Annotated in this window: 14 protein-coding genes and 2 riboswitches (1 of these 16 running past the window's edge); of the genes, 13 read left to right on the top strand and 1 reads right to left on the bottom strand. The window is 39.1% G+C overall.

What is annotated here, in order from left to right; translation table 11 throughout:
* Positions 1-121: 121 nt before the first annotated feature.
* Positions 122-229, top strand: a riboswitch (TPP riboswitch).
* Between the two features lie 159 nt (positions 230-388).
* From cytX to AC6IWN_RS15110, 11 genes are all read left to right on the top strand, one after another.
* Positions 389-1588, top strand: coding sequence for a putative hydroxymethylpyrimidine transporter CytX (gene cytX, locus AC6IWN_RS15160; RefSeq protein ID WP_497988375.1), 1200 nt, complete (start codon positions 389-391; stop codon positions 1586-1588).
* A gap of 4 nt (positions 1589-1592) precedes the next feature.
* The gene (thiM, locus tag AC6IWN_RS15155; protein ID WP_497988373.1) at positions 1593-2417 is read left to right on the top strand and encodes a hydroxyethylthiazole kinase; all 825 of its coding nucleotides are present in this window, start codon (positions 1593-1595) and stop codon (positions 2415-2417) included.
* The gene (gene thiE, locus AC6IWN_RS15150; protein WP_497988371.1) at positions 2404-3048 is read left to right on the top strand and encodes a thiamine phosphate synthase; all 645 of its coding nucleotides are present in this window, start codon (positions 2404-2406) and stop codon (positions 3046-3048) included. The genes thiM and thiE overlap by 14 nt, the downstream gene beginning before the upstream one ends.
* Positions 3049-3677: 629 nt before the next feature.
* On the top strand, positions 3678-4457 hold the full coding sequence (gene thiD, locus AC6IWN_RS15145) for a bifunctional hydroxymethylpyrimidine kinase/phosphomethylpyrimidine kinase (RefSeq protein WP_497988369.1): 780 nt from the start codon (positions 3678-3680) through the stop codon (positions 4455-4457).
* 642 nt (positions 4458-5099) lie between these two features.
* Complete coding sequence (locus AC6IWN_RS15140) at positions 5100-7460, top strand: Tex family protein (protein WP_497988368.1); 2361 nt, start codon at positions 5100-5102, stop codon at positions 7458-7460.
* A 247-nt stretch (positions 7461-7707) separates the two neighbouring features.
* Positions 7708-8460: a YdcF family protein gene (locus AC6IWN_RS15135; protein WP_497988366.1), complete on the top strand. Its 753-nt coding sequence runs from the start codon at positions 7708-7710 to the stop codon at positions 8458-8460.
* Between the two features lie 73 nt (positions 8461-8533).
* A riboswitch (FMN riboswitch) is annotated at positions 8534-8667 on the top strand.
* A 106-nt stretch (positions 8668-8773) separates the two neighbouring features.
* A complete protein-coding gene (locus AC6IWN_RS15130) occupies positions 8774-9421 on the top strand; it encodes an ECF transporter S component (protein ID WP_497988364.1) in 648 nt (215 codons plus the stop codon).
* A gap of 168 nt (positions 9422-9589) precedes the next feature.
* Entirely contained in the window at positions 9590-10027 is a 438-nt protein-coding gene (gene tsaE, locus AC6IWN_RS15125; RefSeq protein WP_497992214.1) for a tRNA (adenosine(37)-N6)-threonylcarbamoyltransferase complex ATPase subunit type 1 TsaE, read from the top strand.
* A 15-nt stretch (positions 10028-10042) separates the two neighbouring features.
* Entirely contained in the window at positions 10043-10756 is a 714-nt protein-coding gene (gene tsaB, locus AC6IWN_RS15120) for a tRNA (adenosine(37)-N6)-threonylcarbamoyltransferase complex dimerization subunit type 1 TsaB (protein WP_497988362.1), read from the top strand.
* Positions 10743-11183, top strand: a complete 441-nt coding sequence (gene rimI / locus AC6IWN_RS15115) for a ribosomal protein S18-alanine N-acetyltransferase (protein WP_497988360.1) — start codon at positions 10743-10745, stop codon at positions 11181-11183. Before tsaB ends, rimI begins: the two co-directional genes overlap by 14 nt.
* A gap of 77 nt (positions 11184-11260) precedes the next feature.
* Positions 11261-11509 carry a hypothetical protein gene (locus AC6IWN_RS15110; protein WP_497988358.1) on the top strand — a complete coding sequence of 83 codons (249 nt, stop codon included), beginning with the start codon at positions 11261-11263 and terminating at the stop codon, positions 11507-11509.
* 98 nt (positions 11510-11607) lie between these two features.
* On the opposite strand, the gene AC6IWN_RS15105 is transcribed toward AC6IWN_RS15110, so the two are convergent.
* Positions 11608-12633, bottom strand: coding sequence for a threonine aldolase family protein (locus tag AC6IWN_RS15105; RefSeq protein ID WP_497988356.1), 1026 nt, complete (start codon positions 12631-12633; stop codon positions 11608-11610).
* 234 nt (positions 12634-12867) lie between these two features.
* Between AC6IWN_RS15105 and AC6IWN_RS15100 the strand changes: the two genes are divergently transcribed.
* Positions 12868-13782 carry a ribonuclease Z gene (locus tag AC6IWN_RS15100; protein WP_497988354.1) on the top strand — a complete coding sequence of 305 codons (915 nt, stop codon included), beginning with the start codon at positions 12868-12870 and terminating at the stop codon, positions 13780-13782.
* 15 nt (positions 13783-13797) lie between these two features.
* Positions 13798-13910, top strand: partial view of a tRNA (adenosine(37)-N6)-threonylcarbamoyltransferase complex transferase subunit TsaD gene (gene tsaD, locus AC6IWN_RS15095; RefSeq protein ID WP_497988352.1) — the start only. The gene runs 910 nt beyond the window's last position; the window shows 113 of its 1023 coding nt (coding positions 1-113); its start codon is at positions 13798-13800; its stop codon lies beyond the right edge, outside the window.

Raw genomic sequence — 13910 nt, 5'->3', positions numbered from 1 at the left:
AATATAATAAAGACTGTTATCGAACGAATTATATAATGGATGTGACCCATTATTATACATGTCGATAACAGTCCTTTCTTGTTTCAGTTGACAAGTGATATGAAAGAATATATACTACAATCTGTAAATACGGGGGAGCTTGTGTGCGCAGGCTGAGAGGAATCAAAAGATTCGACCCTTAAACCTGATTTGGATAATGCCAACGTAGGGATGTACACTTTTGATTGTAAGTGGGATATGCTTTATGTAAGCATATCCCATTTTTGTAATGTTTTGAAAAGAGAACAATGGGAACTTACAATTGCATGAAGTACGATTAGCATAAACGGGCAGGTTGAGTAAAGAGAAACTCATAGATAATGAGTAGAATAAAACTTGGAGGATTGGCATGAAGGAAAATAAGTTATCATTTTTAAGCGGATCATTGTTGTGGTTCGGAGCGGCAATCTCGATTGCAGAGATTATCACGGGTACCTTTTTGGCGCCGCTTGGATTCGGCAAAGGTATGTTGGCAATTATATTGGGACATTTAATCGGATGTGTTCTATTTTATTTTGCTGGATTAATTGGTGCAAAGAGTAAAATGACTGCCATGGAAAGCGTGGGAATATCTTTTGGTAGACGCGGGTCAGTGTTTTTCTCGGTCATCAATGTGCTACAATTGGTTGGATGGACTGCCGTGATGATTATCAGCGGTGCCAATGCTTTTGGAACGGTAGTAAATGGACCGTTGAATATATCAAACAATCTTGTGTGGTGCTTGTTAATTGGAGCACTGAATGTGATTTGGATTATTGTTGATTTAAAAAACATCGGTAAAATCAATAATATAGCAGTTGCTGCTCTGTTAATTTTAACGGTGGTTCTTGGGTTTACCGTATTCCATGGTGGCGCACCTGTGAAGAGTAGTGAAATAATGAGTTTTGGTCTTGCACTGGAGTTATCGATTGCTATGCCAATCTCATGGCTTCCTTTGATATCAGACTATACGAAGAATACGGACAATCCGGTTCGATTTACGCTGATTAGTACGGTAAGTTATTTTATCGGAAGTTCATTTATGTATGCTATCGGTTTAGGAGCAGCATTCTATGCGGGAAATTCTGATGTGGTGCAGATACTTAAGAGTGCAGGACTCGGTGTTGCTGCGATGTTAATCATACTACTTTCTACCGTTACAACAAGTTATCTTGATGTGTATTCTGCAGCAGAGAGTGTTCACAATATATACTCAAAGTGGAATAAAAAGATGATAGGTATTGGAGTATGTCTATTAGGAACAGTGATTGCTATGTTTACGCCGATTGAACAGTATCAAAACTTTTTATATCTAATTGGATCCTTCTTTGTACCGATGGCGACAATATTAATTACGGATTATTTCATCTTACGCAGACGTACAAATACAAAGGCTCAAAGCATAATCAATGCTATTTTATGGGTGATTGGTTTTGTAGTTTACCGAGTGTTTATTGATAAGGAACTAGAGATCGGAAGTACGATACCGGTTATTGTAATTGTTTTTGTACTAAGTATGGTGATCAATTTAGTTATATTTATCTTAACAAAATTAAAAAAAGGCAGGTAAAACTATGTTTTCTTCAGTATTAGATAATGTATTTTCAAAAACTCCACTGGTGCATTCCATTACAAATTACGTAACGGTAAATGATTGTGCGAACATAATCTTAGCAAGCGGAGGTTCTCCAATCATGGCGGACGATATCGCAGAAGTAAGCGAAATCACTTCCATCTGCTCTTCGTTAGTAATTAATATTGGTACACTGAATGAGAGAACCATCGCTTCGATGATTGCAGCAGGTAAAAGAGCAAATGAACTGGGTCATCCGGTTGTGCTTGATCCGGTTGGAGCCGGTGCCTCCACTCTAAGAAATGAAACTGCGCTAACACTTTTGAAAGAAGTAAAATTCTCAGTGATTCGTGGTAATATTTCAGAAATAAAATTCCTTGCCACCGGAAGTGCTAATACTCAGGGCGTAGATGCAGCGGCAGCAGATGCTGTGACCACCGATAATCTAGACAGTGTAATCAACTTTGCAAAGGCACTTGCAGGATCAACCGGATCAGTGATAGCGATTACCGGTGTTACAGATATTGTGGCTGATAGTGAAAAAGCATATGTGGTTTACAACGGAAACCGTATGATGAGCCGTGTAACCGGTACCGGTTGTATGTTAACTGCTGTAATCGGAAGTTACATCGGAGCAAACTCGGATAATATCTTAGAGGCAACTGCAGCTGCCGTAACCGCAATGGGACTAAGCGGAGAACTTGCATACCAGAAGGTAACTGAGGTTGATGGCGGAACAAATTCCTATCGTATGTACATCATTGATATGATGAGTAAAATGAATGCAGAGATATTAAAGGATGGTGGAAAAGTTGAAATTAGATAAGAGTACAATGTTGCTTTATTTAGTTACTGATCGTACCTGGCTTGGAAATAATAAGTTGAAAGATCAGGTAGAACAAAGTGTAAAAGCTGGCGCTACTTTTGTACAATTAAGAGAAAAAGATCTAGACTTTGATCACTTTGTGAATGAGGGAATTAAGATAAAAGAGATTACTGATCGCTATCAGGTTCCTTTTGTCATCAATGACAATATTGAAGTGGCTTTGGCGATTGATGCGGATGGTGTTCATGTTGGACAAAGCGATATGAATGCCAAGGATGTTCGTTCCTTGCTCGGACCAGATAAGATCCTTGGCGTATCGGCAAGAACTGTGGAGCAAGCAATACTAGCGCAAAGTCAGGGTGCAGATTATATTGGTGTCGGCGCTGTGTTCTCCACTACAACCAAAAATGATGCAGATGATGTAAGCTTTGAAGAAGTTAAAGCGATTTGTGAAGCTGTTACCATACCGGTTGTTGCTATTGGTGGCATCAATGAACATAATATATTGCAGCTGAAGGGCTGTGGCGTTGACGGTGTTGCGGTTATCTCCGCAATACTTGCCAAACCTGATATCGAAAAGGCAACAAATGAATTGCATGAACTTTCTTCACAAATGATTACACAGGGATAGGTTTTGCTTATAAGACGTTGTGGGGTCATTTGCTTATGTGAAGTGTGTTGTATTTCTTGCCATGCGAAACATATCTCATCTGCAACACGCTTCCGCTTGAATGAAGTACGTAGTGGTACATAAGGTCATAAAAGACATGACCTAAGTACCAACGACTTCATACAGTTGCAGCTGATGATATGTTAGGCATGACAAGAAAGATTTACAAGGTGATAAGCAAATAACTCCGCCAAGTTTTACGATAAAGATAAACCTATCTGGGAGCTGGACATTTGAGGAGTCATTTGCTTATGTGAAGTGTGTTGTATTTCTTGCCATGCGAAACATATCTCATCTGCAACACGCTTCCGCTTGAATGAAGTACGTAGTGGTACATAAGGTCATAAAAGACATGACCTAAGTACCAACGACTTCATACAGTTGCAAATGATGATATGTTTCGTATGACAAGAAAGCTAAACACAGATAGAATAAGCAAATGCCTCCGCCGAAATACCTAGGAAGATAAAACCTACCTGGGGAGTGGGACGTTTGAAGAGTCATCTGCAACATACATACTTTTGCATGGATGAAATGAAACATGAGGATTATATAATATATGTAGTTTACGAAGAATATGAGGTGTATCTATGAGAAAGGTATTAACAATAGCTGGTTCAGACTGTAGTGGTGGAGCCGGAATTCAAGCAGATATAAAGACGATGACTGCACATCGAATCTATGCAATGAGTGCGATCACAGCACTTACTGCTCAAAACACAACTGGTGTATACGGAGTTTTTGAAGCATCGCCGGAATTTGTAGCGCAGCAGCTTGATTGTATTTTTACTGATATTTTTCCGGACGCAGTGAAGATTGGCATGGTTTCAAACAGTAAGATTATTGAAGTAATTGTTGAAAAGCTAAAGCAATATAATGCAAAGAATATCGTAGTAGATCCCGTGATGGTGTCTACAAGCGGAAGTAAATTACTGAATGATGAGGCTATGAATGCTGTTATTACCAAGCTGATTCCTATTGCGGATATCATCACCCCGAATATCCCTGAGGCAGAAGCGCTTACCGATATCAAAGTTGAAACAACACGGGATATGCTAGTGGCAGCAGAGAAAATTTCATCATTGCTTAAAGGAAGCATCTTAATTAAGGGTGGTCACCTTACTGATACCGCGGATGATTTATTATATACGAATGGCCAGCCATACTGGGTGAAGGGGGAGCGAATTAACAATCCGAATACCCATGGAACCGGATGTACACTATCTTCTGCTATTGCTTGCAGCCTTGCAAATGGCTTCTCGGTAGAACAGAGCGTTAAAAATGCAAAGGCATATATAACAGGGGCACTTAAGGATGGTCTTGATCTTGGTCAGGGTAGCGGACCACTGAATCATTGTTATAATATATAATAGCGAATAGTTACGGAAAGTGTTTAAAGTGAAACATAATTTTATCTGCAATGTCATCTCATTTGAGAAATAGTTGTAAAAGGCACAATATTGTAATGATTTTGTGACAAGGATAACAACTAGAATGATTGCAGATATAAGGTTGTTTCACTTTTTATTTTAAATTTGTATAAGAATTAGGAATCTGTGATTTCGAACTATTTATAATCAGAGAAAAAATAGTCTGATTCTGCGATAATAACAATTCTTAAGGTGTTCAAACGACTTTTTAATGATTGGAAATTCCTCTGATGCAGTTACAATGACATATGAAGCGTATTATGTTCTTCCTGAACCTTAACTATATTCTCAACTTAATGAAGATTATGAGAGCGCTATTCATTTTTATCGAAACCTCACCTGAATCCATCCCTATTGAATCCGTTTTTATTACAACATTCATATGCAGTCGGCTTTTCACGTTCGAGTTGCTTTTCAATTCCCTGAATGGTATTATATTTAAGGATTCCTTCACTTATAATTGGTAATAATGAAAATAATTTCCGATAGAATCGGTAAATGTGTTTGATTATAGTAAGTCATGCAAGGTTATCCTATTATGAACGTTTTGTTTATAGTAATAAAAGATTTAAGGAGAGTATGATGGACATTTTAAAGCAGATTAAAGAAGAATTAGGGATTCGCTTAGAGCAGGTTGAGGCAACTGTAAAGCTGATTGATGAGGGTAATACCATTCCATTTATTGCGAGATACCGAAAAGAAGTAACGGGATCATTAGATGATGAGCAATTAAGAAATCTGCATGAAAGATTACAGTATTTAAGAAATCTCGAAGACAAAAAAACTCAAGTATTAAACAGCATAGAGGAACAGGGAAAATTAACAGAAGAATTAAAGTCGCAGATTATAGCAGCGACAACTTTAGTAGTTGTTGAGGATTTGTATCGTCCATATCGACCAAAGAGAAGAACAAGAGCAACGATTGCGAAGGAAAAAGGCCTGGAAGGGCTTGCTTCTATTATTCTTGCACAGGAGATTAATGAACCAGTGGAACATGCTGCTCAGGCATATATCTCCGAGGAGAAAGAGGTTCAAACCGTAGAAGAGGCCATCGCTGGAGCGAAGGATATCATAGCCGAAGATATTTCGGATAATGCAGATCATAGAAGCTATATTCGTGAGGTTACAATGAAGGAGGGAGTCCTTACTTCTGTTGCTAAGAATGAGAAACTAGAGTCTGTTTACGAGATGTATTATAACTATGAAGAAGGCATTGAAAAAGTGGCAGGACATAGAATTCTTGCAATCAATCGTGGTGAGAATGAGAAGATTCTTACGATAAAGATTGTTGCGCCCGAAGAAAGAGTTCTACGATATCTTGAAAAGAAGGTTATAACCAAGGAAAATGAATTTACAGCCGATATCTTAAGATCAACGATTGAGGATAGCTATAAGAGATTGATCGCACCGGCAATCGAGCGTGAAATCCGTAATGATTTGACGGAAAAGGCTGAGGACGGCGCGATTAAAGTGTTTGGTAAGAATTTGGTACAGCTTTTGATGCAGCCTCCAATTGCAGACCAGGTTGTTCTTGGTTGGGATCCGGCATTCCGTACTGGCTGTAAGCTTGCAGTTGTAGATAGTACCGGTAAAGTACTTGATACGGTAGTGATTTATCCAACTGCCCCTCAGAATAAAGTGGAGGAAGCGAAGGCAGTATTAAAGAAATTAATAGACAAGTATAATATCACTTTGATTTCGGTGGGTAACGGTACCGCCTCCAGAGAATCCGAGCAGATAATTGTTGATATGTTAAAGGAACTGCATCGTCCGTTAAAATATATTATAGTAAATGAAGCAGGTGCCTCTGTTTATTCTGCAAGTAAACTTGCAACGGAAGAGTTTCCTAATTTTGATGTAGGTCAAAGAAGTGCCGCTTCTATAGCAAGAAGACTTCAGGATCCTCTTGCAGAATTAGTTAAAATTGATCCGCAGTCAATTGGTGTGGGACAATATCAGCATGATATGAATCAGAAGAAACTTGGAGAAGTTCTATCCGGTGTGGTAGAAGATTGTGTAAATAAGGTCGGAGTGGATCTAAACACTGCATCTGTCTCACTGCTTGAACATGTATCCGGTGTAAGTAAGGTGATCGCAAAGAATATCGTTGCATATCGAGAAGCAAATGGAAGATTTAAAACACGTAACGAATTGTTGAAGGTGCCAAAGCTTGGGCCCAAGGCATTTGAACAGTGCGCAGGTTTTATGAGAATTCAAGGTGGAGTTAATCCGCTTGATGCAACCGGCGTTCATCCGGAATCCTATGAAGCAACCCAGGCACTCCTTCAAAAATTAGATCTATCCCTTGAGGATGTAAAAGAGATTCAAGCAAAAGCGTTAAAGCAAAAGGGTCAGCAAGAGGTGAAAAAGGCAGAACCAAAAGCACCGAAGAAGCCGGACAAGAAGATGATTACTGTGAAGAATCAGAATACTGCATTTGCAAAGGCTCTTGCAGCAGCAGTAGGCCAAGGCGGGGTTGTAGCTCAAGAGGAACAGCCAAAGCAGGTGAGTGCTCAAACTACAGCGGTATCTACCGGGGATGATATCATAACGATCGGCAAGCATATTAAGGATAAGAATAAACTGGCTTCTGAATTGGGAATTGGTGAAATTACATTGACTGATATCATCAAGGAGCTAGAAAAGCCAGGTCGAGATCCGCGTGATGAGATGCCAAAGCCAATTTTACGTACCGATGTCCTTGATATGAAGGATTTAACAGAGGGCATGATTCTTAAGGGAACGGTTCGTAATGTTATTGATTTTGGTGCATTTGTGGATATTGGTGTTCACCAGGATGGTTTGGTTCATATCTCTCAACTTTCTGATAAAAAGTTCGTAAAGCATCCGCTGGATGTGGTGAGCGTTGGCGATATCGTTGAAGTAAAGGTTATGAGTGTGGATTTAGCGAAAAAGAGAATCCAGCTTACTATGAGGCTGTAACTAAAATCTCATTTGCTCTATTGTGTAATTAATGACTCTGTGAGTTAGTTTAATAAATGCAATTTAATTAAAAACAGGAAACTGGTATAATATCTTCAGGGCGGCAATTGTTAACGGAATATATAAGCGATTACTGCTATGAAGATATTATATAAATAAAGGGAATTAACTTAATTTATTCTTTGTATATTAAAGTTGTTATATCAGGATCGCAATTATTCAAATGGGTAAGGAAGGAAGATACATAATGAACTTTCTTTTGTTATTAGTAGTGACGTTGAGCTTATTAAGTATCTTGTATTATGGCATCATAATTGTGTATGCTGGTTTAGGAACCTCCTTTTCGCTCTTTTGGCTTATCATGGGAGTGATTGGACTAGCAATTAGTGACGGCTTATTATTTATGATAGAACATGAGATCACTTTAATACGGGCATTCCGCTTACTGGTCATAGCGGTGGTTGCTCTTGGATTTGTTGTGATTTTTGTGTTAGAGATGATCCTGCTTTCTCATGCAAAAAATACCGGGAAGAAAGATTTGGATTACATTATCATATTGGGGGCACAGGTACGAGGAACCAAAATCAGTAAATCACTGAAAAGGAGAGTGGATACAGCACTTAACTATCTACGAGAAAATCCAAATACAGTTGTGATCGCATCAGGCGGACAGGGTAAAAATGAAGCGATATGTGAAGCAGAGGCAATGATGGAATATTTGTGTGAGCATGGGATATTAAAAAATAGAATATTGAAAGAAGAACGTTCCCGCAATACCTTTGAAAATATTCTTTATAGCAAACCACTTGTAAAGCCGGATTCTTCTGTCGGGATAGTAACAAATGGATTTCATTTATATCGCTCCATGAAACTGGCGAAAAAGCAGGAGCTGGGTGAAGTATATGGAATAGCAGCACCAACGGATAAAATTCTTGCCGTGAATTATTATATGAGAGAAGTGCTTGGAGTCCTTAAGGACAAGATGATTGGGAACATATAAGAAAAATTATTTTGTGAACACCTTGACAATACATTGATTCTGTTGTAATATCAATTCGTAAAAATGAATAAAGGTAATTCTTCGGGGCAGGGTGTAATTCCCTACCGGCGGTATAGTCCGCGACTCAGATATGATTGATAAATCATTGATGATTGATTTGGTGAAATTCCAAAACCGACAGTAAAGTCTGGATGAGAGAAGAAAGCAGAGATAAATGATAAATTCAATGCCCCGATTTTAAGTATTTAAAATCGGGGATTTTTTTCTGCCACGACCCAAAGTTTTCCCTTTGCAATGAAAAGGAGAGAAGCATATGAGCAACACAACGTATTCACAAAAAGATCAAAAGAATGATAAGGTAAAGTTATTATCACCAAGAGGGTTAACGGTGATATCGGTGCTTTCAGCAATCGCGGTAGTATTAATGATGTTTTCTATACCACTTTGGTTTGCACCGAATTTTTATAAAATTGATTTAAGCGAAGTGCCGATATTAATCGGAGCATTTACACTTGGGCCGATTGCAGGAATTGTTATTGAATTTATCAAGATATTGTTGAATCTGTTTCTTAAGGGGACGGATACTGCATTTGTGGGTGAAATCGCTAACTTTATACTGGGGTGTTCCTTGGTCATTCCAAGTGCTGTAATCTACCACAGAGGTAAAAATATAAAGTCGGCAATCGTAGGTATGGTTGTCGGAACCATCTGCTTTGTGATAGTAGGAAGTTTACTGAATGCTTATGTACTTTTACCAACCTACGCAAATATTTATGGTATGCCGTTAGATAAGTTAGTTGGTATGGGAACCGCAGTAAATCCGAGCATCACGAATTTGAATACATTTATACTGTTTGCGGTTGCACCGTTTAATTTACTAAAGGGAGTTATAGCTTCGGTACTGACAGGGTTATTGTATAAAAGAGTTAGTCCGGTCATAAAAGGATTTCATAGAAATTAATAGATGAACGAATCGAGATAGAGCTTCTTAGGGTGCAAATCAAAGAAGCTCTATCTTTTTTTATATACTTCTGATATAATGGTTGCGATTAATCTTGTTGCTATAAATTGGGACAAGAGGTTACGCAGATAACTGGTAAAACAGTAGAATAGAAGTTGAGGAAATATGATGTTAATAGAGAGCTTCAGTGCAAAAGATACATTTGAGATCGGATATCAATTAGGACTTAAGGCTAAACAGGGAGATGTATTTTGCCTGAGTGGAGATTTAGGCGTAGGGAAGACGGTATTTACCCAAGGATTTGCCAAGGGACTTGGAATAGAAGAGGCGGTAAATAGCCCTACTTTTACAATTGTCCAGGAATATGAAGGGGAGCGAATGCCGTTTTATCATTTTGATGTGTATCGAATCGCAGATATCGATGAGATGGATGAAATCGGTTATGAGGATTATTTTTATGGTGATGGGGTTTGTCTAATTGAATGGGCTGGGTTAATTGAAGAAATCCTGCCAAAGAATAGAACAGAAATTACGATAAAGAAGGAACTTGAGAAAGGTTTTGATTATCGTGTTATTACGGTGGAAGAGAATGAGATTAAAGGATAGAGAGGAAGTACAGATATGAAGTTATTGGCGATAGATAGCTCGGGCTTGGTTGCAACCGTGGCAATTGTGTCGGAAGAGGCAATGCTCGCGGAATATACAGTAAATTATAAGAAGACACATTCTCAAACCTTATTACCGATGCTTGATGAGATTGTGAAGATGGTGGAGATGGATTTATCCGAGGTGGATGCGATAGCAGTTGCAGCGGGGCCAGGATCGTTTACGGGACTTAGAATCGGTTCAGCAACCGCGAAGGGGTTGGGACTTGCATTAAATAAACCGATTATCGGTGTTCCTACTCTGGATGGTCTCGCATATAACCTGTACGGTACGAATAAGTTAATCTGTCCGATGATGGATGCCAGAAGAAATCAGGTTTATACTGGTCTGTATGAATTTGATGGTGAAGAATTTCATGTAGTAAAGGAGCAAGTCGCTCTTGGTGTGGAGGAGATACTGGAGGAAGTGAATAGGCTTGGTAAGGATGTGATATTCTTAGGAGATGGGGTCCCGGTTTATATGGACATAATCAGGGAACAAACAAAGGTGAAGTATGAGTTTGCCCCACAACATATGAATCGACAAAGGGCAGGTGCCATCGGCACACTTGGAATGAAGTATTATTTTAATAATCAGGTTGTATCCGCGACGGAGCACGAGCCGGTTTATCTGCGATTATCCCAGGCAGAGAGGGAGCGTGCAGAAAGGAATAAGGATGCAGATTCGTAGTATGAATGAATCCGATCTGGAGGAAGTGTATGCAATAGAGCGAGATACATTTTCTGATCCTTGGAGCAAAGAAGATTTTCAAAGTGTGCTAAAGGATAAGAATAATGAATATCTGGTTGCTTTATCAGAAGGTTATGTAATTGGCTATTGCGGTTATTGGGGAGTTGCCGGTGAAGGTGATATCTATAACGTAGCGGTCAAACAGGATTATAGAGGAAAAAAAATCGGGCACCTAATGTTAAGTGAGCTCTTAAATATTGCAAAAAGTAGGGGGATTACCTCGCTCACTCTTGAGGTGAGGAGCTCCAATGAGTCGGCGATCCGATTGTACCGCTCCTTGGGTTTTGAGCAAACAGCCATTCGTAAGGATTTCTATACGAAGCCCAAAGAAGATGCAATAATTATGTGGCTGCATGACATACAGTAATTCCCATTGTCAAAATTCGTCGTTTTGAATTATAATAGTTCTATCAGCGAGGCATTTACACAATGGAGGGTAAAGTTGTGAACAAGACAAATGGCGTAAATATGAATAACGATGCTCCGCATTATTGCAATTGCTGCGGGAAGAGCTTTAAGATTGAAAATGGAATAATGATGGAGGATGCATTTGAAGCAACGAAGGAATGGGGATATTTTTCAGAGCGCGACTTAGAGGTGCATCATTTCAATCTTTGCGAGGAATGTTATGATAAGTTGATATCACAATTTAAGATACCTGTCGAGATCAAGAAAAAGATAGAAGCTTTATAATGTATAGAGAAGAACTTCGATAGAATGTAGTAATAGTAAGGGGTTGCCACCCGACGGTTTAATATCGTCCGGTTGCAACCCCTTTGTTTTAGTATTATTTAAATCAAATCATTTAAATCCTTAATAAATTCTTCCACCATCTCTTCCTTGGTTGCCCAGGAAGTTACGAGTCGGATTGCGCTGTGATCCTCATCGATTTCCTCCCAGCGATGGAAGGAGTATTTTTCTTCGAGTTTCTCAACTACGGTTATTGGGAGGATCGGAAATAACTGATTGGTAGGTGATTCAACAAAGAATGGAAGCTCAGCCTGAGATATTCCTAGTCTCAAACGATCAGCCATTTTATTTGCATGATCTGCAAGATCAAGGTACAAGGTATCCTTAAATAATTCATAAAACTGAATACCTAATACTCTACCTTTGGCAAGCAATGCACCTTTTTGTTTCATATGAAAACGGAAATCTTCCTTTAAAGCAGGAGTACATATAATAAGTGCCTCGCCAAAAAGTGCCCCGTTTTTGGTACCTCCAACATAGAAAGCATCAGTGAAACGACCGTAATCGGAAAGCTCCAGATCATTTTGTTTTGAGGTTAAAGCAGAACACAGACGTGCGCCGTCTACGTAGAGGTATAAGTGATGCTCATTGCATAGATGGAAGAGCTCCTCAAGTTCTGTTTTGTTATAGATGGTTCCTACCTCGGTAGGATTTGAGATATAAACCAATTTGGGTTTTACCATGTGCTCATCCGTATGTGCTTTCAATAAGGAGAGGATATGTTCCGAAGTTAACTTACCATCATTCACGTGAGTGGTGAGAACTTTATGACCGGTTGCTTCAATTGCACCTGTTTCATGTGTAAATACATGACCGGTATCAGCAGCAATGACTGCTTCATGAGGTCTTAAAAAAGCAGAAATGGCGATCAGATTAGTTTGGGTACCACCCGTAAGCAGATGGATATCGATATCATTACGTCCTATTTTATTTTTTAATACCTTAACTGCCTTTAAGGTATCATAGTCTTCGCCGTATCCGGCTGCCTGCTCCAAATTAGATTCCATTAATGCGTTTAATAATCTGGGATGAGCACCTTCACTATAATCATTTTTAAAACTGTACATCTAATATTGCCTCCTTGCGCCTATCGCATTATTAATAAAAAGCTGATGTTCATTATATCAATATATTGAAAAATATCAAACTTCTTTTGTCTTGAGAGCAGGATTTTCGCATTTTCTAACATATATCTGGACAAATAATAGAAATTACTGCTAAAATATTGGTTGGCATGCTTATATGAAGGTGTAAAATGTGGTAAAATGATAAGAACGAAGTAAGAAAGGCATGGTTTAATAATGTTAGATGTTTGTTTGCTGGGAACCAGCGGTATGATGCCGCTGCCGGGAAGATGGTTAACTTCAATGATGACGAGATTCAACGGCAGCAGTTTATTAATAGATTGCGGAGAAGGAACGCAGATTGCAATCAGAGAAAAGGGATGGAGCTTTCATTCCATCGATGTGATTTGCTTTACTCATTATCATGGGGATCACATCAGTGGGTTACCTGGACTTTTGCTATCCATGGGAAATGCGGATCGTACTGAGCCTGTAACTTTAATTGGGCCAAGAGGTTTAGAGCGAGTGGTGAATGCATTGCGTGTGATTGCACCGGAACTTCCGTTTCCATTAAAGTTTATTGAGTTGTCCGAAGCAGAAGAAGTGATTGAGATAAATGGATACCAAATCACTGCATTTCAAGTAAAGCATAATATCATCTGCTACGGATACAGTGTCTATATTAAAAGAGGGGGAAGATTCTTTACAGAAAAAGCGGTCGAGAATAATGTACCTCAGAAGTATTGGAACCGTTTGCAAAAGGGAGATACCATACAGGACGGTGATCTATTATATACTCCGGATATGGTAATCGGTGCAGAACGCAGAGGAATTAAGTTAACCTATTGTACGGATACCAGGCCAATCAGTACAATCTCTGATCACGCCTTTGAATCAGATTTGTTTATCTGCGAGGGAATGTATGGAGAGAATGAGAAGGATAATAAGGCGAAGGAATACAAACACATGACATTTTGTGAAGCGGCAAAGTTGGCTAAGGCAGCGAAGGTAAAGCAGATGTGGTTGACACATTATAGCCCGTCCCTGATTCGACCGGAGGATTTTATTGGAGAAGCAAGAAAGATATTCCCTCATAGCAAAGTTGGTAAGGATAAAAAAAGCATAACCCTTGAATTTGATAAGGATGAATAGAAAGGCACGTGTATTATGGATAAAGATACTTTGATATTGGCGATAGAAACCTCCTGTGATGAGACTGCAGCAGCAGTGGTGAAAAACGGTAGAGAGGTGTTGTCTAATATAATATCCTCACAGATTGA

This window comes from Variimorphobacter sp. HTMS_6 (genome assembly GCF_059717775.1).
This window is presented reverse-complemented; position numbering and strand designations above follow the sequence as displayed.